We start from the raw sequence: 20,132 nt of genomic DNA on the forward strand, positions 1-20,132 counted from the left end.
CTAACGGAAGGGGATCCCCATGAATGACAAGAAGCCGAATGTAATTGTGTTCTTTACTGACCAGCAGCGCTGGGACACGACGGGCGTGCATGGCAATCCGCTGGGACTGACACCGAACTTTGACTGGATGGCGATGAACGGCACGCATCTATACCATTCTTTCACCAACCAGCCGGTCTGCGGACCGGCCAGAGCCTGCCTGCAGACCGGGATGTACGGGACATCGACAGGCTGCTTCAGGAACAATATCCCGCTGCCGGATACCGTGCCTACGTTGGCAGAGAGCTTCAACCGGCACGGCTATGATACCGCATACATCGGCAAATGGCATCTGGCGGCGACGAAGACAGAGCCCGTGCCGGTGGAGAGGCGGGGCGGCTATCGCGAGTGGCTCGCAGCCGACGCGCTCGAGCTGATGTCCGACGCTTACCACACGGTGGTCTACAACAAGGAGAACGAGCAGGTGAAGCTGCCGGGCTACCGTGTTGATGCGCTGACCGATGCGGCGATCCGCTATATCGATCAGCGGGACCCGGAGAAGCCGTTCTTCCTCTTCTTGTCGCTGCTGGAGCCGCATCAGCAGAACTACAATGACGACTACAGCGCCCCGGCCATCTACAAAGACAGCTATCACTCGGCCTGGGTGCCGCCGGATCTGGCTGCGCTTGGCGGCAATGCCCATCAGAAGCTTGGAGGCTACTATGGCATGGTCAAGCGCATCGATGAGGCGCTCGGCCGCTTGCTCGATACGCTGCGCAGCCTGGATCTGATCGACGAAACGATCGTGCTGTTCACCTCCGACCACGCCTGCCACTTCAATACCCGTTCCAATGAGTACAAGCGCAGCTGCCATGAAAGCTCGATTCGGGTGCCTACGGCTATCATCGGACCCGGCTTCGAGGGGGGAGGCAGGCGCCGGGAGCTGACAGGCATCGTCGATCTGCCCCCGACACTGCTGGAGGCTGCCGGGATCGAGCGTCCCGAAGCGATGGAGGGCCGCTCGCTCATGCCTCTGCTGAATCGGCAGCAGACGGAGTGGCGCGATGAGCTGTTCGTGCAGATCAGCGAGTCGCAGGTAGGCAGGGCGCTGCGGACGCCGAAGTGGAAATATGCCGTGCATGCGCCTGGCGTCCATCCCCGGGAGGAGTCTGGTTCGCAGCACTATGTTGAGCAGTTCCTGTACGATCTCGAAGCCGATCCGTACGAGCTGATGAATCTGGCAGGCGTGCCGGCTTTTTCCGATATCGCGGAGCAGCTGCGCACCCGGCTCGCAGAGCGGATCCGGGAGGTCGAAGGCATCGACTGCACCATAGCGCCGGCGGAGGAGAAGATCCTGCATCTGCGCAAGCCCGGACTCTAACACGAGCGGCGGGTTGTATAGTATGATGAGGATATGAGGACTAGAGGTGGAGGGCTTGCCGTGGTTTGGAAACGGATGGTGCAGTTTCTGCTTGATCGGTCGTTTTTTACGAAGATTTTTTTGACGGTTGCCTTGGTTTCGGTCATCGGCATTGTCTCGATCGTATTCCTGTATCAGCGATACTTCCAATCCGTTCTGCTGGATATGGAAGTCGAGCGGACGCGGACCACGGTCGAGCAGACGAACCGCAACATCGACAGCTACATGAGGCAGATCGTCAGCGATATGTTCCATTTTGTGGCCTACTCCAAAAATGGCGCATTCCTGATGCAGGCCGATATCCATCCGCTCCAGTTAACCGAGGACTATAAGCAGGCGGCCGATCTGATGTCGGCCTTCCGCTATCGTTACCCCGTCGATGTCGAATCCGCCTTCTTCTTCCGCGAAGGGGCCTTCTTTACGGACTACAATCTGAAGCGGCTGGAGGGCGTGGATTACACTACCCAGCAATGGTATACGTACTATGAGCAGCAATCCCGGGAGATGTGGCTAGCGCCCTCGGAAGAGGTGCTGTTCGACAAAGACACGCCGGAGCGGACGATATCGCTGGCCATGGGCATGTACGATATGTTCGAGCGCAACGGCATTTTTGTCGTCCGCCTCAATCCGCAGCTCTTCCGCGAGGCGTATCGCCATCTCGCGAGCGAGGATCTGACGATCGAGCTGTTCGACCGCGAGGGGCGCCTGGTCTATACGTCGCGGCAGCCGACTTCACCGGATGCGCAGGGGGAGTGGCTCACCATTGAAGACACGCTGTCGGATACCGGGTTCCGAACCTCGGTGCGGCTGAACAAGACGGCAGTGTACAACAAAGTGAGTCAGGTGAAAAGCCTCAATATCTACGTTATCATGGCGGTGCTGCTGGTCTCCTGGGTGCTCGCCATCGTGCTCTCTCTGACGCTGGTCCGGCCGGTCCGCCGTCTGCACGGCTTGATGAAGCGCGTAGAGATCGGCGATCTGGAGGTGCATTATCCGGTTCGTTACCGCGATGAGATCGGCAAGCTGGGGACAGGCTTCAACAAGATGATCAGCAGCCTCTCCAGCCTGATCCATGAGGTCTATGACATCCGGCTGGAGAAGATGCGTTCGGAGCTGAAGCAGAAGGAAGCGACCATCATGGCTATGCAGAGCCAGATCAATCCCCATTTCCTCTACAATACGCTGGAGGCGATCAACTGCCACGCGATTGTCCACGATGTGCCGAGTATCAGCAAGATGAGCAAAGCGCTCGCGGATTTCTTCCGGTACTCGATCGAGAAGCAGCAGGTCATCGTGCCGTTGTTCAAGGAAGTGAAGCATGTCGAGACCTATCTGGATATCCAGTATCAGCGGCGCCCGGATATCGAGGTGATCATCCGGATTCCGGAGCAGCTTCAGCCTTGTCCCATCATCAAGCTGACGCTCCAGCCGTTGATCGAGAATGCCTTTATCCATGGGTTCAAGGGAGAGAAGGATTATTGGCTCTCGGTATGGGCAGAGGAGTCGCCTGAGCAGCATTGTCTGATCCATGTGGAGGACAACGGGGTCGGGATGGACCCGGAGGCGATCGCGGAGATGAACGCGCGCTTCGAAGAGCTGGCATTGGCGCATTCCGAAGGTCCGGCTGTCACAGGCGGGATCGGACTGCCCAATGTCCACCAGCGGTTGAGCATGCAATTTGGGCCGCGATACGGCTTGACCTTGCAGCCTTCCGCAGCCGGAGGCTTGCAGGTCACTGTGAGATTGCCCTGGAAACAGGATCGCGAGAACTCCGCCAAGGAGGGTGAAGATGAGAGTCTTAATCGTGGATGATGAGGATATTATCAGACAAGGGGTGCGGATCCTGCTGGAGAAATGCCACCATGCTGTAGAGATTGTCGGTGAAGCGGCTCATGGCCGCGAAGCGCTGGCCATCATCGAAGCGCAGAAGCCGGATCTGCTGATCGCCGACATCCAGATGCCGGTGATGGACGGCATGGAGCTGATGCGGGAGCTTTTCCCCCGATACCCCGATATGGTCAAGGTGATCCTGACCGGTCATGCGGATTTTGAGTATGCCCGCCAAGCGCTCCAATACGGGGTCACAGAGTACATCCTGAAGCCGGTAACCCAAGTGAAGATCAATGAAGTGGTGAATGGCATCCTGACCAACAATCCTGCCCGGTGGCTGGACGGGATCGATGTCGCTCGCCTCAAAGAGATGAAGGAGCTGGCGAATGCGCTGGTGAAGGCTGTGCTGGCGGAGGAGAAAGATCGTGTAACCAGGCTCATCGACGACTGGCGCGGCAGCTATGACGGCAGGCCGCCTTCGCTTCATGAATGGAAGCAGATGATCGGCGTCCTGAGGCTGACCTTCCAGACGGAGATGTTCTCCCGCTATGCCGATCCGCTGCCGGTCGATACGCAGTGGATGGAGGCCGGCAATACGGCAGAGCTGATCGGAAACTGGACGGCGGAGCTGCTGCGGATGATTGACGAGATTACGCAGAAGCGGGTGCCTCGCAACAAGCGGGTCGTCCAGTTCGTCATCTCCCTGATCGAGCAAGAGTACGGCAATCCCGAGCTGACGATCCGCGATCTCGCCGACCGGGCGGGGATCTCCGCCTCGTATCTGAGCAAGATGTTCCGCGACCTGGTCCATCAGCCGTTCACTTATTATCTGAGCGAGTACAGACTGGCCCAGGTGAAGCGCCGGCTGGACGAGGGCGAGGAGACGCTGCTGGGGGAGATCGCCGAGCAGTGCGGCTTCAGCGACTACCCGTACTTCTCCAAAGTGTTCAAGAAGCAATATGGAATGTCTCCGCAGGAGTACAGAGAAAAGTCAGGAGAGTACCGCTGAATGATCAGGCATGCACCACCCGGGATCGCAGATTCCGGGTTTTTGTGGCGAGAGGACAATCCGCGATCTCTGCCGACATGTACGGGGAAAGAATGGTGAGGTACGATGATCAGCGAGATCTAACATATCTATGATGGGAGGAAGCAGCGAATGAGACGAATGCTGACACTGGGGCTGAGTGTAGCTTTGCTCGCAGGTTCTTGGAGCGGAGCGCTCATGCCGACAAAAATGAAAGCGGATACAATGATAGCTCAGGGAGTAACAGAGCACCGGGTATATGCCGACGCCGATCTTGTCCTGGAGAAAGCGGGAGCAGCTCAGGACCGGTTGAATTATCAAGACCCGGCTGCGGAGACGATGACGATCAACGGCAACCAGACCGGCAATCCGTCTTGGAGAGAAGGCTATATGCAATTCACGGTGCCGCCTCTGGAGGGCAAGGTGGAGCAGGTGCGGCTGCATCTGTACGCCTCTTACCCGTTCGCAGCGCCAACCGGACAGACGATGCTGTCCCTGACCCCGATCGGCAGATGGTCGGAGTCGGACCTCACCGTCCTTCAACGGGATGTGGACGGCGCCAAGGAGCTACTGGAGCAATGGGAGAACCCGACGGAGAATGCTGTGAAGGCTCCGGGCGGCACATGGATCGAGATCGACTTGACGGGCAAGCTGGCGCCAAGCGGGACATTCACCCTGAAGCTCAGCACAGACGCCACACGCAATCTGTCCTACAGCTCGTCTAATTCGGAGCTGCAGCCGTATCTCGAGATCGGGATCGACCCGGAAGAGCCAGCTCCGGCGTACCCCATAGCCGGCAGCGTGCTGATGGCCGATGGGTCGCCGCTTGAAGGCGTTGAGCTGGCTTTGTACAGTTACGACGACGAGCTGTTGACAGCGCCGCTCGGACAGACCGTGAGCGATGCGGCGGGAGCGTTTGCCTTTGCAGACGAGTATGCCGAGGGCAGATACCGAGTGAGCGCCAGTCTAGAGGGCTATGCCTCTTCGTTGCAGACACTGACGGTTCTTGGCGGTGCGCCTGGTGGGTTCAGCGTTACACTGAGCGAGTCCATCGCAAGCGAGGACGGTTATACGATCGCAGGCGAGATCAAGGATACCGCGGGAGCCGCCTTGTCCGGTGCTTCGGTGAAGTTGTACACGCTCGGAGACGTAGGGTTTATCAATCCGCTGGCCGCGGCGACTTCCAACGCTTCAGGCGCCTTCATCCTGGAGCCAGGGTTCGCGAGCGGGTCCTACTATCTGGAGGTGACAAAAAGCGGCTATGCCAGCCACACCTCTATCGTAATGGTGGACCACGAGCCGCTGGAGCACGTGCAGGTTGTCCTGCACTCCGGTGACACCGCATTTGCGGCAACAGCAACGCCAGGAAACCATCAGACCGGGGTCCCCTTGGATGTGGGCAGCTGGCTGTTCGAGTTTAACACGATGATGGATCCGGCCTCCATGAATCCGGCGACGATTACCCTCACGGTCAATGGTCAGCCAGTCGCCTATACGGCGTATGAAGCGGACAATCTGACCTATACGATCCTTTTCGACGAACCGCTGGAGGAAGGGGCAACCTACACAGCTTCGATCTCTTCCGGGGTTCGTACAGCCGACGAAGCATCGCTGACTCAGCCGATAGAGTTTGCGTTCACGAGTGCGAAGCCGATCCTGCCCGTGCAGATCGATATCGACTCGGACCAGGAGTCGGAGATGGCCCCGCAGTTCAGCGGCTTCAATGTCAATAACTTTGCCACTGCCATGATGTACAACGATGAAGAGGTAATGGAGGCGACCAAGTACTTGACGCCGGGCTGGTTGCGATTCTCCTCGGGGACGGCCTCGGACGCCTACAACTGGAAGACAGGCGATTACCCTGATGCCTGGCTGGACCAATTTGTAGGGTATGGCATGTACAACACACTGCGCAATTACAAGCCATGGATTCATGGCAAGGGCGGCGTATGGATCCAGGACTTCGAGGAGCTGGTCGCCTACAGCGGCTCGGACATCATTATGGTTATCAACGGATTTACGGACAGTGTAGCATCGACTGTCGAGCTGGCTCAGTACGTCAAGGACCGCAATCTTCCTGTCACTTACTGGGAGCTGACCAACGAACCATATATGTTTACCAATGACAGCTCGCCTGCCGGGGCAACGCCGTTTTTTGCCGATGCCTCCGACTTTGCAGAGCATATGAAGCCTTATTGCGAGGCGGTCAAGAGCGTACTCCCGGACGCGCTCTGCTCGATGCCTTTTTCGCAGGGAGAAGAGCCGGAATGGGACGAGGAGATGGGGAATTACCCAGACAAGTATTGGGATGCCATGACCTTCCACTACTACACGGGAGCAAGCACAGATATGATCATCGAAGAGTCTGTGCGCAAGCTGAACGATGCGCTCGCCCATACGACGAACGAAGTGATCGACAGCTACTACAAGCCGAAGATGCCGGCAGACCGCCAGGATATGCCGATTATTATTACCGAGTTCAACAATAATGTCCGTGTTGAGAAATCGCCGCTGCTCCGGACATTGTACAACGGCATCTATGTTGCCGAATATGTGGCGCGCATGAGCAACGTCCCCAATGTCAAGCATGTGGGCCTGCATGTCCTGCAGAAGGACGGCTTCAACAGCGTGAACGACCGTACGCAGGAATTGAAAGCCAAGTACAACGCCGGCGAGTGTACCCAGGCTTCCCCTTGCGATACGACGACTTGGGATTTTGGCCTCTATCCCACGGCCACTGGACTGGGATTGAAGCTTGTCAATGACGCGGTGAACCGCAGCGAGGCGCTGCTGCATACGACGCTAAGCGGAGGGGCCGGGGTACCGACGCTGCAGGAGAACGAGCTGATCCCGGCGTTGCATGCCCAGGCCTACAAAGGCGCAGCCGGCAAACGTTATCTGGTCCTGACCAACAAATCGGATCAGGGTCACCTGGCTGTCATTAACCGGGATGGCGCTGCATTGACATCATCCCTCGTCATGCACTCCATCTCCGGCACCGACATGACGCTGCGCAATGACGAGACCGATCCGAATCGACTGGAGATCGTGACCGAGAGCACGGACAATCCGGTCCTGATTCCTCCTTACAGTGTCATACGCCTGGAGTGGACGGAAACGCCGACCTCGCCGCCGCAGCCGCATTACCCCGTAGTCATCGGCAGCCCGGCGCCGCCGGTTGAGACGCCGGGACCGGAGACCGAATCGCCGGGAGGCTGGAGCGTAGAGCGGATCGAGGATCAAGATGGCAGAATGATGGAGAAGCGGACGTTGGCGCAAGATGCCTCAGAGCTTCTGCTCCAACGCCTGGAGGAAGAGGAGGCATTGACAGTCACCTTTGGCGAGGGGGCTGCTGTTCGACATACGATCCTCTCGGCCCTTGCGTGGCAGCAGATCCTGGAGCATTGGCCGGAAGCCCGCTTGAAGATTGAATCGCCGGAAGCCGGCTACGAGCTGCCTTTGCACGCGGTGGACCTTCAAGCGATCGAACAGCTGCTGGGAGCCGACGGGAGCGATATCTTCCTGCAGATCTCCGTAACGGATGCCAACCCCTCGTTGACAGCTCAAGCATACGCCTCAGCCAGCCGATCCGGGATCAGGGTGGTCGCGCCAATCATCGAGTTTTCAGTGACCGCGCAGACAGAAGACCGAGTCATCGAATGGGAGCTGCCGGCCGACTTGTATGTCAGTCGCAGTCTGACACTACCCGATCAGCCAGACCCTGCCCGAGCTGTCGGGGTGCGGTACGATGCGGCAGAGGAGGCATGGGAGGCGGTGCCGACGCAGTTTGGTCTGGATCGGGAGACGGGGCGATACTGGGTAGAGCTGAGACGAATGGGGAACAGCATCTATACGGTGGTCGAATCCAGTCGGAGCTTCGAGGATACGCACGCGCACTGGGCTCGCGGGGACATCGAGCTGCTCGCTGCCAAGCTGATCGTCAGCGGCTTGGATCACCGTCGCTTTGCGCCTGACGCGCCAGTCACACGCGCGGAATTCACAGCGATGCTGGTCAGAGGACTGGCATTGCCGAAGCAGCCGACCGACCATCCCTTCACAGATGTGCCTGCGGAGGCCTGGTATGCCCAGGCCGTTGGATCTGCCTATCATTATGATCTGCTGAAGGGTACGGCCCCGGACAGCTTCTCACCTGGCAGCAGGCTGACGGTTGCCCAAGGGTTGCTATTAGCGGAGCGCGTGTGGCAGCTGGCAGATGCTGAGGCTGGACGGGAACCTGCGGCGCAGGAGAGGCTCACGTCTGGCATCAAGGAATGGTCGGGCGAACGGACTGCGCCGATGAGTCGCGCGCAAGCCGTTGTCCTGCTGAAGAACATCCTCCAGTCGGCGAAGTTACTGTCATCTTGAGGATCAGGAGACGTTCAGTGCTGGCAGGACAACTGACTGCTCCTCATGACATGTACACGATGCGCGTTGTCCGGTACGCTAGAGGGGAACTTACTAATTCATGTGCATTGAAAGGGGTTACAGAAAGATGAAGCGTAACAAGGCCTATTCGACAAGAATGATGCTTGCCCTGCTGCTTGTGCTGTCGCTTGCGCTGAGTGCATGCGGAAACGGCAATTCCGGCGGCGGCAATGAACCGGCGGCGGGGACCAATACGCCGCCAGCGACGCAAGGCGGGGAGGAAAAGAAGGATCCGGTGACCATTACGATGTGGGATAAGGCCGGCGGGATGGCGGATGCGATCAATGAGCGTGTCGAGAAGTTCAACAGCGAGCGGGACGACATCCAGATCAACTTTATCCAGCAAGGCTCGGACGGCTTCGAGGATAATCTGAGGCTGGCCTTCCAGTCCAAGCAAGGTCCGGATATTTTCCCGGCGTCTCCGACCATCGCTCTGTACAAAGCCGGCTTCCTCCAGCCGCTGGAGGATGTGCTGGATCCGCAGATACTGGAAGACTTCGCGGCGTTCGGAAAAAACGGGCTTACGGTATTCGAAGGCAAGACGTATGCGGTACCGATCAATGCCGTCACAGTTCGTCTGGTGTATAACAAAGACTTGTTCAGAGAAGCCGGACTGGATCCCGAGCAGCCGCCGACAACCTTCAGCGAGTTCGTCGACTACGCCCGGATCATCTCCGAGAAAGGCGCCGGCGAGTACTTCGGCGTCGGTCTTCCGCTCAAGTGGAACGGGTTCATGGACTGGCATCTGGACCCGCTCGTGCTGAGCACGGACATGGAGCTGACCAAGAAGGGGCTATTCAATCTCCGTACCCAGCAGTTCGAGACGATCAAATACAAGCCGGTCATCGAGATGCTGCGTGAGATTGTAAGCAACAACTGGGCGTATCCGGGAGCGAGCACGCTGGACAACGACCCGATGCGCTCGGCGTTTGCGGAAGGGAAAATCGGCATGTTCATCGGGGCTTCGTGGGATGTCGGCACGTTGAACGAGCAGTTCAACACAACGGTTGACTGGTCGGCTGCGCCGATCCCGGTGCCGGACGGCGAGCAGGCGCTGCGGCACATCTCCAATGCCGGGAAGAACTGGGCTCTCTCCGCGGATACGAAGCATCCGGAGGAAGCAGCCGAGGTGCTGGAATATCTGGTCGGCGCCGAGACGTCGCAGGAGCTTCAGAAGAAAGGTCTGCTCAACGCGCTGAATCCGGCGGCCAACGACGAGCAATACATGCCGGAAGGCGTAGAGCAGTTCAAGCATTTTGTTCCCGGCGAGCTCGATCAGCAGTTCCCTGCCGATCCGACAAGCTTGCTCAAGATTCAAGGCAATAACTACAGCAGTGCTGTCATGGAGCTGATCCTGACCAACAAAGAGATCGACCCGGTACTGGAGAATCTGGCGAAGGTCTATACGGATGCTTACACCAAGCTTGTGCAGAGTGGCGAGATCGACCCGTCACACTACAGCATGGCAGAATAACAAGACTAAGGGAGCTTCCAGACGGAGGCTCCTTTCTTCATTTCAAGGGGGAACGGTACATGAGACCCAATGTCATTCTCGTTACGACTGATCAGCAGCGCAAAGATAGTCTGGGCTGCTACGGATCGGATTTTATGAACACTCCGCATCTGGACCGGCTGGCTGGTGAGGGAGCATGCTTCCATCGCGCCTATTGCACGAACCCGGTGTGTACGCCAAGCCGCGCTTCTCTATACAGCGGCAAATATGTTTCCAGGCATGGGGCCTGGAACATCGGGGTCAAGGTGCCGGATAAGACTGGCTTTGTCCAGGACGAATTGCTGCGCTGCGGCTACCGGACGCATCATATCGGCAAATTGCATTTTCAGCCCCATCAGGGCGATGCCCAATCCATCGAGTCAAGACGACACTGGCGACAGAGGTTCCCCGACTTTACCGGACCCTATTACGGCTTCGAAACCGTGGAGCTGAGCCTGGGTCATACGCTGCAGGGAGTGGAGGGACACTACGGCTTGTGGGTCGAAGCGCATGCCGGCACCACTGCCTTTGAAGCGAAGCCAAGGTCTGCGGCTGCCTTTGGCGGCGAAGCGGTCGACTGGGAGCTGCCGGCTGAGCTCTCCAACGCCGCCTGGGTGAAGGAGCGGACCGTTCGCTTCCTTGAAGCTCACGCGGCTGAGCGCCGCGACCAGCCTTTTTTCCTCAGCATCGGCTTCCAGGATCCGCATCACCCGCATGCGCTCCCGAAAGGCAGTGCGGAGGGGTTGGAGCCCTGGCGGTATCCTGCTCCCAAGTATGAGGAGGGGGAGCTGCTCGACAAGCCGCCTTACTTTCAGACGATGAGGGAAGGCGGATGGGATGCCAGTCATCCGTTGCACGGCAGCTTCCCGATGGCGGGGCAGGGCCCGCACCGGTTCCGGTTCGATCAAGTCAGCGCAGAGGATCAGCAGTGGGGAAGGGCCTATTATTACCGCATGGTGGAGAAGATCGACGAGGCGATGGGCGGGATCCTGGAGGCGCTGGAGGCGCTCGGGCTAAAGGACGATACGATCGTCGTCTTCACCTCGGATCACGGTGAGCTGCTAGGCGATCACGGGCTGTGGATGAAGGGGCCGTTTCACTACGAGCAGCTGATCAATGTTCCCTTGCTGATCTGGTGGCCGGGACATATTGCCCCTACGAGCAGTGAAGAGATTATCAGCCTCGCGGATGTGGCGCCGACGCTGCTCTCGCTGTGCGGGGTGACCGTCCCGCCAGTGCTGGACGGCAAGGACTGGTCCGGACATCTGACGGCAGGAAGCCCTGTCCCAAGACAAGCAGCGCTGATCGAGGCCGTCGACGACCCTGCCGGCATCCGCTGCACGACTGTGGTTACCGGGCACTATAAGCTGACGGTTCACCACGGGTCTGGCTATGGCGAGTTATATGACCTGATGCTGGATCCCGGCGAGATCGTCAACCGGTGGCGCGAGCCGGCTTATCACGACATTCAGACCGAGCTCTTCGGACTGCTGCTAGCCGAGCTCGAGTCCACGGCCTATCGGGTCGACCGGCACTGTTATGGCTAGTGAAGACTTTTTGTCCTCAGAAGACAAGCGGGACGGCTCCCTGACATGGATGCAACGGCAGGGCGACTCTATAATGGGAACTACATTACTTACGAGGAGAGATATGCATGAACCTGTCGAAGCCGAGCTGGCGGCGCAAAGAAAATGCCATGGCCTATCTGATGACCGTGCCTGCACTGCTGCCCTATCTGCTATTCAATCTTATCCCGATCCTGTGGGCCGTCTATATCAGCTTTACCTATTACGACGGCTACACCTCTCCGACGTTCGCGGGGCTGGACAATTACATGTTGGCGTTCAAAGACAGCGAATGGTGGAGCTCGGTCATGAATACGATGATCTTCGCATTCGGCAAGCTGATCATCGAGGTGCCGCTGGCGCTGATCATGGCGGTTATCCTGAATGAAGCGGTACGGGGAAAAAGCTGGTTCCGGGCAATTTTCTTCATGCCTCACGTGACCAGTATGGCGGTTATGGGCCTGATCTTCTTCTTCATCTTCCGCCCGCTGAACGGCATCTTGAATGGCATCCTGGAGATGCTTCATCTGATCGGGGATCCGATCGACTATCTCGGACAGCCCTTCACAGCGATGGTCAGCGTCATCATCGTCGCGGTGTGGCACGGATTCGGCATCAATATGATCCTGTTCCTTGCCGGCCTGCAGACGATCCCCCGCGATGTATATGAGAGCGCTTCGATCGACGGAGCCAACGCGGCAGAGAAGCTGTGGTACATCACGATTCCCATGCTGGGCAGTATCCTGAAGATCGTGACGATGCTGATGATTGTATGGACGCTGAAGTCGTTTGACCTGATCAAGGTGCTGACGGACGGCGGACCGTTCGGATCGACGGAAGTCATGTTCACCTACATCTTCAATTACTTCTTTGGCAGCTCGTACGGATCGCAATATGGCTACGGTTCGGCACTGGGCGTTATCGCCACGGTGATCATCGCGATCATCACGCTTGTCTACCACCGCTGGACCCGCAATCTGAAATCGCACACGTAGAGAGGAGCTTCACCATGTCCATGACCCAACCATCGGTTCAGCAAGCGAGCGCGGCTGCCAGGCGGCCGCGCAAGCGAATCAAGCTGACGGACATCGTCTTATACGCATTCCTGCTAGTCGCCGCTGTCGCCACTGTGCTTCCGATCCTGTACGCCTTCTTTGCCTCCTTCAAGCCGCTGAATGAGCTGCTCGCCGACGGAGCCAAGCTGCTGCCTACGACCTGGCGCTGGGAGAACTACAGCGATGTCTGGCGGCTGGCCAACTTCTCCAGGTACTTTTATAACACGATCTTCATCACAGCCTTTGTGGTTATCTTCGATATCGTCTTCTCGTCCATGTTCGGGTATGTACTGGCGAGGAAGCAGCTGAAGGGGCTCAATGTGATGCAGGCGGTCATGGCAGCGACGATCTTCCTCGGCGTCGGCACGATCACGCTGTATCCGAAGTTCATTATTGCCCTTGAGCTGGAGATGCTGAATCTGTGGGGCATTATCTTTGTCGAGCTGGCCGGTATTATGGTCATTCATATTTTCCTGATCAAGGCGTTCTGCCAGAGCTTGTCCAAGGAAGTGTACGAGGCCGCTTCGATCGACGGCTGCGGCTTCTTCCAGACCTACACCAGGATCGCCTTTCCGATGATGCGGCCGATTCTGTCGACGACGGCGATCCTGGCGTTCCAGGCCGCCTGGAACAACTTCCAGATCCCCTATGTCTTCACGATGAACAATCCGGATCTGCGCACCCTGGTCGTAGGCGTCTATGCGCTGCGGAGCTCCAGCGAAGGGGCGAGCGCATGGCATCTGATGATGGCCGGCACGATGATGTCCGTCATCCCGATCGTCATCATGTTCTTCTTCCTGCAGAAATACTTCATGAAAGGGCTGACCGAAGGGTCGGTCAAAGGGTGAGCCGGATGGACAGACCGAATATCGTATTCATCACCTGCCACGATCTGGGCAAGCATCTGGGCTGCTATGGCCAGCAGACGGTGCAGTCGCCGCATCTGGACCGTCTGGCGGCAGAGGGTGTCCGCTTCGACGGCGCATTCTGCACCTCGCCGCTGTGCAGTCCGAGCCGCTCCGCGCTCCATACGGGCCGCTACTCCCATTCCAACGGCGTGATGGGACTTACCCACGCTCACTTCGGCTGGCGGCTGAAGCGCGGCGAGAAGCATGCGGCGCAGCTCCTGCGCGAGGAGGGCTACGCCGCCGCCCTGTTCGGCGTGCAGCATGTCGCCGAAGAGGCCAGCGAGCTCGGCTACGAGCATGCGGCGCCGATCGAACCGGCGGCCGTGCTCGGCGCGCAGGCGGCCGAGTGGATCCGTTCGCGGCAGGGCGCAGCTCAGCCGTTCTACCTGGAGGTGGGCTTCTTCGAGCCGCACCGCCCGTATGATTGGCGGGGGACGCGGCCCGACGACAGCAAGGGCGCCGCGATCCCGCCGTACTTGCCCGTGAGCCGTGAGGCGCAGGCAGATACGGCTGCGCTGCAGGGGATGATCCGGCAGATGGATCTCGGCGTCGGTATGGTTCTTGAAGCGTTGGAGGCGGCCGGCCTGTCGGAGGACACCTGGGTGATCTTCACGACGGATCACGGCCTGGCGATGCCCCGGGCGAAGAGCACTCTCTACGATGCCGGGATCGAGGTTGCATTGCTGATGCGCTGGCCGCGGCGGGGGATCGCGGGAGGCAAGCGGCTTGCCGGACTCGTCAGCCAGGTGGATGTGCTGCCGACGATGCTGGAAGCGCTGGCGCTGGAGGCCGGTCCGCTCGAGCTGCAGGGCGAGTCGTTCTGGACCATGCTGCAAGAGGATGACAGCCAGGGACGGCAAGCGGTGTTCGCCGAGAAGAACTACCATGCCCGCTATGAGCCGATGCGCTGCATCCGAACGGAGCGCTACAAGCTGATCGTCAACCTTGAGGTGAGTCTGCAGGTCGATGTGCCGAGCGATATTGTGCGCAGTCCGGTCTATCCGCTGATGGTGGATGATCTCTCCCGGCCGCGCCCGGCCGTGGAGCTGTACGACCTGTTGGAGGATCCGCTGGAGATGGATAATCTGGCCGAGTCGCCTTCTCATGCCCGGCTGCGTGCGGAGCTCACAGACCGGCTGCTCCGCTGGATGCAGGAGACGGAGGATCCGATTTTGCATGGGCCGGTCTCCTCTCCTTATTATGACGATGCTCTGCATGCGCTCACAAGCGCCGTTGCCAGAGAGGGGGATGGTGGATGATCCAGACGTCTTTTCGGGTGAACGGTCCATTGACGGCGCCCTTCTACAGCGAGTGGGGCAAGCTCAGCTATGTGCGGGAGGAAGCGTTTGACCTTGATCCGTTTACGCTGCCCGCCGCGGCGACGAGCGGCTCGCCGGTGCTCTTCAGCGATGAGCTGTTCGTCGGTTTCCTGGATGAAAGCGGCGGCCGGTTCATCTATGATGGACGGGAGACGCTGACGGTCGTCCACCCTGCGGAGCAGCGATTGTTTGTGCGGGAGCATATGGATCCCTTCGCGGCCTGGGCGCAGTACAACGCGGAAGCCGTCAAGCGGCTGGGTCTGCAGCAGCAGACACCGACGGAGCTCCATCGCGCGCTGGAATACTGCACCTGGGTGGAGCAAAAAGCGGCCGCCCGCAGCAAGGCGGAGTACAGCAGCGTGCTGTCCGAAGCGTTCGTCGACGGATATATGGAGCGGCTGGAGCGGCTGGGCCTGCCCAAGGGCAAGCTGACGATCGACGATGGCTGGTATACGAGACATTCCGAAGGGGGCAGCGGGACGATCGAGCCGAACGAGCGGTTCCCGGACCTGGCTGCGCTGGCCCGCCGGATCGAGGGGGCAGGCTACCAGCCGGGCATCTGGCTCGACTTGGGGTGCGTGTCGCCGCTGTCGGCCTATTACCAGCGTCATGGCGATCAGGTGAAGCCGCATACCTATTGGGGAGACACAGAGACAAATGCGGAGCGCAGATTCCTGCAGGCTGTGCCGGGGGAGACGCTGCGCCGTCAGTTTCATGAGATCTTCTCCCGGCTGATCGATGCCGGGTATGTCAAGTTCAAGATCGATATGCTGTACGGCTTCAAGCATGAGATGAAAGCGATTATGGCGCTGGCTTACGAGACGGCGCACGGCATCCATGATGCGATCGAGATCGAGGCGCATATCCCGGACCTGTTCGTCTCCCGGTATTGCGACGTGGTGCGCACCAACGATGTCCTGATCCGGGAAGGGACGCCGTGGATGCAGCAGACCAAGGCCTACTGGAGCGTCTGCTATCACTCCTCGCCCTGCCGCTGGCTCAATCTGGATCACATCGGCGGCAACGATCCGCAGGTGAGCGAAGCGGACTTCGCGCAGCATCTGCAGTTGTTCCGGCGGGTGCCGGGATATCCCGTGCTCAGTCTGCTGCCCGACCGCTTCTCGGAGCAGACGCAGCGGCTGGTGCGGGATCTGTTGAACGAATATAATGAACATAAAATGGATGCCTCGCATTTCTCGTCCATTCCCTCACTAATACGGCTGTAAAAAGGAGAATGCCATGCGCTACAAAACAGAACAACAGGTCTGGGACGGCTGCAGGATCATGACGCTTGAGGATACGGTCACGGGCAGTGAAGCCTGGATCGTGCCGGAGCTGGGCTGCAATGCAGTCCGTCTGGTGCTGGGCGGGCGCACGATCGTGCTGCCGCCGCCCGGGCTGGATGAGCTGAGACGGCACGCTTCCCTGTACGGCATCCCGGTTCTGTCACCGCCGAATCGTGTCAGGTATGGAAGGTTTACATTTGATCAGAGAACCCACCAGCTGCCGCTCATCATCCCCCAGCACCATATCCATGGCGAGCTCAAGGATCTGCCCTGGAAGGTGATGCGGCACGAGGCGGACGAAGCAGGCGGCGCCAGTCTGAGCTGCGAGCTTCGGATCCCGGAGCATCCGGGCGTCTATGACTACTATCCTCATGCGCTCGTCTACCGGCTTACCTACACGCTGCTGGAGGGCGAACTGCGGATGCATGCGGAGATGGTCAATGAAGGCGCCCTGGATGCTCCATTTGCGCTGGGCTTCCACCCGTACTTCCACTTGACCGGACGGGAGGAGGAAGAAGCGGTGCTAACCTTGCCGGCTGTGAGTGAATGGCCGATCGGCGAGGACCGCTTCGTCAGCGGCGCTCCTGCGGACGGCATGCGCTGCGCGTCCCTCAGGGAAGGCATGCGGCTGGCAGACCTGCCGGCGACGGGGTACCTGTTGTTTTCATTGCCGCCGCGCGCCGTCTGCGAGCTCGATTACGGTCCATCGGACGGGCACAAGCTTGTCTATGAGCTATCCGAAGGGTTCCCGTTCCTCGTCCTGTTCCGCCCCCAGGGCGGCAGCGAGGTATCACTGGAGCCCTATACCTGCATTACCGATGCGTTCAACTATCCTGAGGATGAATCGAGCTATGGCCGTATCCGATTGCGGGCAGGCGAGCGCAGCAGCTTCAGATGGGTGATGAGACTGGAGGCGAAGCAAGGATGAAGAAGCGGTCAAGACCGCATATCGTATTGATCACGCTGGACGAATGCAAGGCGTCTGCGCTCGGCTGCTACGGCAATCGCGACGCCTATACGCCTATGATGGACAAGCTGGCTTCGCAGGGAACGCTGTTCCGCGAGGCGTACTGCACCTTTCCCAAGTGCGTGCCCTCCAGAGCAGCCCTCATGACCGGCCGGTATCCGCATGTCGAGGGACATCGGACGCTGCCGGGCTTCGAAGTCCGGCGCGGCGAGAATCATCTCGTCCAGGAATTGAAACGGGCCGGGTACAAGACGGCCATGTTCGGCAAGAACCATACGATCGAGCCGGAGTGGATGGAGGAGATGTTCGACGAGTGCCGCCGCGCCCGCAAAGGTGCCGACGTGCCTTGGGCCAGAAGGGAGTCCGAAGAAGACGACGATCTGTTCCGCGCCTTTTACCGCGGCGCCTTCAGCGATGTGCACGGCATGTCGGACCACCATGCGACACAGGACGCCCTCTCCTTCATGGAGCGTCACCGCGACAGCGAGGATCCGTTCTTCCTGCTGGTGAATTATAATGCGCCTCATCCTCCCTACACGGATATCCCGCCGTTCATCGATCTGATCCGGGAGCGGAAGATCGCGCTGCCGCGCATCGAGCCGCTGGATGAGGCGCCGGAGCTGCTGCGGGCCTACAGAGAGGTCTATGATCTGGAGCATCTGAGCGCGGCGCAATGGCGCCAGGTTGTCGAAGCCTATTACGGGCTGGTGGCTTTCGTGGATGACCTCGTCGGTCAACTGGTGGACGGCGTGGAGGCCTGCGGATTGGCGGAGGACACGGTGGTAGTCGTCACCTCCGACCATGGCGATTTTGCCGGCGAGCACGGCTGTGTGGAGAAATGGGATACCTTATTCTACGATTGCATGGTGAAGGTTCCGCTGATTATCCGGTATCCGGGACATGTACGTGCGGGGCGGACGACAGAAGCGATGACCGACAATGTCGATGTTGCGCCTACGCTGCTGGAGCTCGCTGGGCTGGAGGTGCCGGACTGGATGCAGGGACGTTCACTCGGCGATGTGCTGACTGGCAAGACGGATACGCACAAGGATGCCGTATTCTGCGAAGGCGGCGTAGAGGAAGCGGCGCTGTCCCGGACGGTGGGTCTGGATACAGAGGCGCACCGGCAGCGGCATCCAAACTACCACTGGAAGCAGGAGCTGATCGTGCGGCATCCCTGGTCGATCCACCGGGCGAAGATGATCCGTACCCGCGACTGGAAGCTGGTCTACCGGCTGAGCGGAGTCAAGGAGCTGTACAACCTCCGCGAGGATCCGGGTGAATACTGCGATGTCGCGGCGCTCCCCGAGCATAGGGAGGTCATCGCCGATCTGATGGAGCGGCTGCTGCAATGGACGATCCGGACGGAGACGGATTATCCCCGTATTGAGACCATGTATTCCTGATGAGGAGCTGAAAGGATGAATGTATTATTAATCACGCCGGATCAGATGCGCGCAGATGCGATGGGATGCAGCGGCCATCCGATCGTCCGCACGCCGCATCTCGACCGGCTTGCCGGGGAAGGGATCCGCTATGAGCAGTGCCATGTGCACAACTGGGTGTGCGCGCCTTCACGGGCGACGATCGTGACGGGGGCCCACCCGAGCGTGCACGGCGTACTGTTCAATGACATGACGACCGATCTGCGGCTGGAGACGGTGCCGGAGCTGTTCCGGCGGGCGGGCTACCGGACTGGACATGTGGGCAAGTGGCATCATTATCCAAAGGGCGAAGCCTTCGGCTTCGAGACGATTCTGGCCCACGACGGGTACCGCGAGTACCTGGCGGCGCAAGGGATCGATCCGGCGCTTGGCGAAGAGTATCCGGCCGACTGGACCAAGCAGTTCTCCACCTGGGTGTCGCCGATCCCGGAAGCGCATTATCTGACGGTGTATGAGACGGATCAGGCGATCGCCTACCTCGACGAACCGTCAGAGAAGCCGTTCTTCCTCTGGCTCTCTTATGAGAAGCCGCATCCGCCCTACAACCCTCCGGCTTCCTACGCCGGGATGTACGAGCCTGCAGCGATGCCGCTGCCTGCAGGCTGGGACGGACTCCAGCCGGGGGCGGCCCCGCACAAGCAGGCCGATTCGGCGGAGCACTGGCGCACCGGCGTGCGCCCGGCTGAGATGACGGATACCGACATTCAGCTGGCGACAGCGCATTACTATGCCTCGATCTCGCTGGTGGACGCTCAGATCGGGCGCCTGCTCGCTCATCTGGAGCAGCGGGGGTGGATGAAGGATACGATGATCGTCTTCACCTCGGATCATGGCGAGATGATGGGTGACCACCGGCTGCTTAACAAGGGTCCGTATCCGTATGACGCGCTGACGCATGTGCCGCTTATCATCTATAATCCCCGGCTGCCCCAGGAGCGCAGGGGCACGGTGGAAGGCCGGCTGGTCGGACAGGAGGATGCGGTGGCTACGTTGCTGGATGCCGCCAAGCTTGACCCTGCGCCGCATATGACAGGCCGCTCGCTGCTGGCTGCACTGGAGCGAGAGGGCGAGATCGTACCGGGCGTCTCTGGACATCATTATGGCCCGCATTATAATGTCAATATCCGGACCTGGCGGACCGAGGATTACCGCTATACGCTCTATCACTATGCGGATGAGGCGTCAGGGGCGGAGCTGGCGGAGGAGCTCTACGATCTGAGGGCAGATCCCAGTGAGCGTTACAATGTAATCGGTGACGACAGCTACGCGGCTGTCGCATCCCGGATGCGGCGGGAGCTGATTGCCGATACGATGCGCAGGGAGCAAGTAAAGCCCGAGGTTCGCGAGATCCGGGAGCGCTTCGCCAGCGCGGGAGGGCGCGGCATCGGCAAGACCTTCGGGTAGCGGCAGCCAG

The 20,132-nt window shown here is 59.5% G+C and carries 13 protein-coding genes; all 13 read left to right on the forward strand.

The window, feature by feature from the left end:
• Window positions 1–19: 19 nt before the first annotated feature.
• The 13 genes from ABC336_RS23170 to ABC336_RS23230 all read left to right on the forward strand — a co-directional run bounded on the left by ABC336_RS23170 (window position 20) and on the right by ABC336_RS23230 (window position 20,122).
• Window positions 20–1,360 carry a sulfatase family protein gene (locus ABC336_RS23170; RefSeq protein WP_413240897.1) on the forward strand — a complete coding sequence of 447 codons (1,341 nt, stop codon included), beginning with the start codon at window positions 20–22 and terminating at the stop codon, window positions 1,358–1,360.
• A 60-nt stretch (window positions 1,361–1,420) separates the two neighbouring features.
• The gene (locus tag ABC336_RS23175; RefSeq protein WP_413240898.1) at window positions 1,421–3,211 is read left to right on the forward strand and encodes a sensor histidine kinase; all 1,791 of its coding nucleotides are present in this window, start codon (window positions 1,421–1,423) and stop codon (window positions 3,209–3,211) included.
• Window positions 3,189–4,238: a response regulator transcription factor gene (locus ABC336_RS23180; RefSeq protein WP_413240899.1), complete on the forward strand. Its 1,050-nt coding sequence runs from the start codon at window positions 3,189–3,191 to the stop codon at window positions 4,236–4,238. The genes ABC336_RS23175 and ABC336_RS23180 overlap by 23 nt, the downstream gene beginning before the upstream one ends.
• A 150-nt stretch (window positions 4,239–4,388) precedes the next feature.
• Window positions 4,389–8,621 (forward strand): carboxypeptidase regulatory-like domain-containing protein, encoded by a 4,233-nt coding sequence (locus tag ABC336_RS23185; protein WP_413240900.1) that lies wholly within the window; start codon window positions 4,389–4,391, stop codon window positions 8,619–8,621.
• A gap of 127 nt (window positions 8,622–8,748) precedes the next feature.
• Complete coding sequence (locus tag ABC336_RS23190; RefSeq protein ID WP_413240901.1) at window positions 8,749–10,155, forward strand: ABC transporter substrate-binding protein; 1,407 nt, start codon at window positions 8,749–8,751, stop codon at window positions 10,153–10,155.
• Between the two features lie 59 nt (window positions 10,156–10,214).
• The gene (locus tag ABC336_RS23195) at window positions 10,215–11,720 is read left to right on the forward strand and encodes a sulfatase family protein (protein WP_413240902.1); all 1,506 of its coding nucleotides are present in this window, start codon (window positions 10,215–10,217) and stop codon (window positions 11,718–11,720) included.
• A gap of 107 nt (window positions 11,721–11,827) precedes the next feature.
• A complete protein-coding gene (locus ABC336_RS23200; RefSeq protein WP_413240903.1) occupies window positions 11,828–12,733 on the forward strand; it encodes a carbohydrate ABC transporter permease in 906 nt (301 codons plus the stop codon).
• A 14-nt stretch (window positions 12,734–12,747) separates the two neighbouring features.
• Window positions 12,748–13,641 carry a carbohydrate ABC transporter permease gene (locus ABC336_RS23205; RefSeq protein WP_413240904.1) on the forward strand — a complete coding sequence of 298 codons (894 nt, stop codon included), beginning with the start codon at window positions 12,748–12,750 and terminating at the stop codon, window positions 13,639–13,641.
• Window positions 13,642–13,646: 5 nt separating this feature from the next.
• The gene (locus ABC336_RS23210; protein WP_413240905.1) at window positions 13,647–14,960 is read left to right on the forward strand and encodes a sulfatase family protein; all 1,314 of its coding nucleotides are present in this window, start codon (window positions 13,647–13,649) and stop codon (window positions 14,958–14,960) included.
• Window positions 14,957–16,246 (forward strand): alpha-amylase family protein, encoded by a 1,290-nt coding sequence (locus ABC336_RS23215; protein ID WP_413240906.1) that lies wholly within the window; start codon window positions 14,957–14,959, stop codon window positions 16,244–16,246. The genes ABC336_RS23210 and ABC336_RS23215 overlap by 4 nt, the downstream gene beginning before the upstream one ends.
• Window positions 16,247–16,259: 13 nt before the next feature.
• Window positions 16,260–17,234, forward strand: a complete 975-nt coding sequence (locus ABC336_RS23220; protein ID WP_413240907.1) for an aldose 1-epimerase — start codon at window positions 16,260–16,262, stop codon at window positions 17,232–17,234.
• The gene (locus ABC336_RS23225; protein ID WP_413240908.1) at window positions 17,231–18,679 is read left to right on the forward strand and encodes a sulfatase-like hydrolase/transferase; all 1,449 of its coding nucleotides are present in this window, start codon (window positions 17,231–17,233) and stop codon (window positions 18,677–18,679) included. The genes ABC336_RS23220 and ABC336_RS23225 overlap by 4 nt, the downstream gene beginning before the upstream one ends.
• 15 nt (window positions 18,680–18,694) lie before the next feature.
• The gene (locus ABC336_RS23230; RefSeq protein ID WP_413240909.1) at window positions 18,695–20,122 is read left to right on the forward strand and encodes a sulfatase family protein; all 1,428 of its coding nucleotides are present in this window, start codon (window positions 18,695–18,697) and stop codon (window positions 20,120–20,122) included.
• Window positions 20,123–20,132: the final 10 nt, after the last annotated feature.

This window comes from Paenibacillus jepli, assembly GCF_047238105.1.
Lineage (GTDB): Bacteria > Bacillota > Bacilli > Paenibacillales > Paenibacillaceae > Paenibacillus_D.

Bases quoted from the DNA above. Each gene is read 5' to 3' on its own strand.
- ABC336_RS23170 (WP_413240897.1), top strand. From the start codon at position 20: ATGAATGACAAGAAGCCGAATGTAATTGTGTTCTTTACTGACCAGCAG.
- ABC336_RS23180 (WP_413240899.1), top strand. From the start codon at position 3,189: ATGAGAGTCTTAATCGTGGATGATGAGGATATTATCAGACAAGGGGTG.
- ABC336_RS23185 (WP_413240900.1), top strand. From the start codon at position 4,389: ATGAGACGAATGCTGACACTGGGGCTGAGTGTAGCTTTGCTCGCAGGT.
- ABC336_RS23190 (WP_413240901.1), top strand. From the start codon at position 8,749: ATGAAGCGTAACAAGGCCTATTCGACAAGAATGATGCTTGCCCTGCTG.
- ABC336_RS23195 (WP_413240902.1), top strand. From the start codon at position 10,215: ATGAGACCCAATGTCATTCTCGTTACGACTGATCAGCAGCGCAAAGAT.
- ABC336_RS23200 (WP_413240903.1), top strand. From the start codon at position 11,828: ATGAACCTGTCGAAGCCGAGCTGGCGGCGCAAAGAAAATGCCATGGCC.
- ABC336_RS23205 (WP_413240904.1), top strand. From the start codon at position 12,748: ATGTCCATGACCCAACCATCGGTTCAGCAAGCGAGCGCGGCTGCCAGG.
- ABC336_RS23210 (WP_413240905.1), top strand. From the start codon at position 13,647: ATGGACAGACCGAATATCGTATTCATCACCTGCCACGATCTGGGCAAG.
- ABC336_RS23215 (WP_413240906.1), top strand. From the start codon at position 14,957: ATGATCCAGACGTCTTTTCGGGTGAACGGTCCATTGACGGCGCCCTTC.
- ABC336_RS23220 (WP_413240907.1), top strand. From the start codon at position 16,260: ATGCGCTACAAAACAGAACAACAGGTCTGGGACGGCTGCAGGATCATG.
- ABC336_RS23225 (WP_413240908.1), top strand. From the start codon at position 17,231: ATGAAGAAGCGGTCAAGACCGCATATCGTATTGATCACGCTGGACGAA.
- ABC336_RS23230 (WP_413240909.1), top strand. From the start codon at position 18,695: ATGAATGTATTATTAATCACGCCGGATCAGATGCGCGCAGATGCGATG.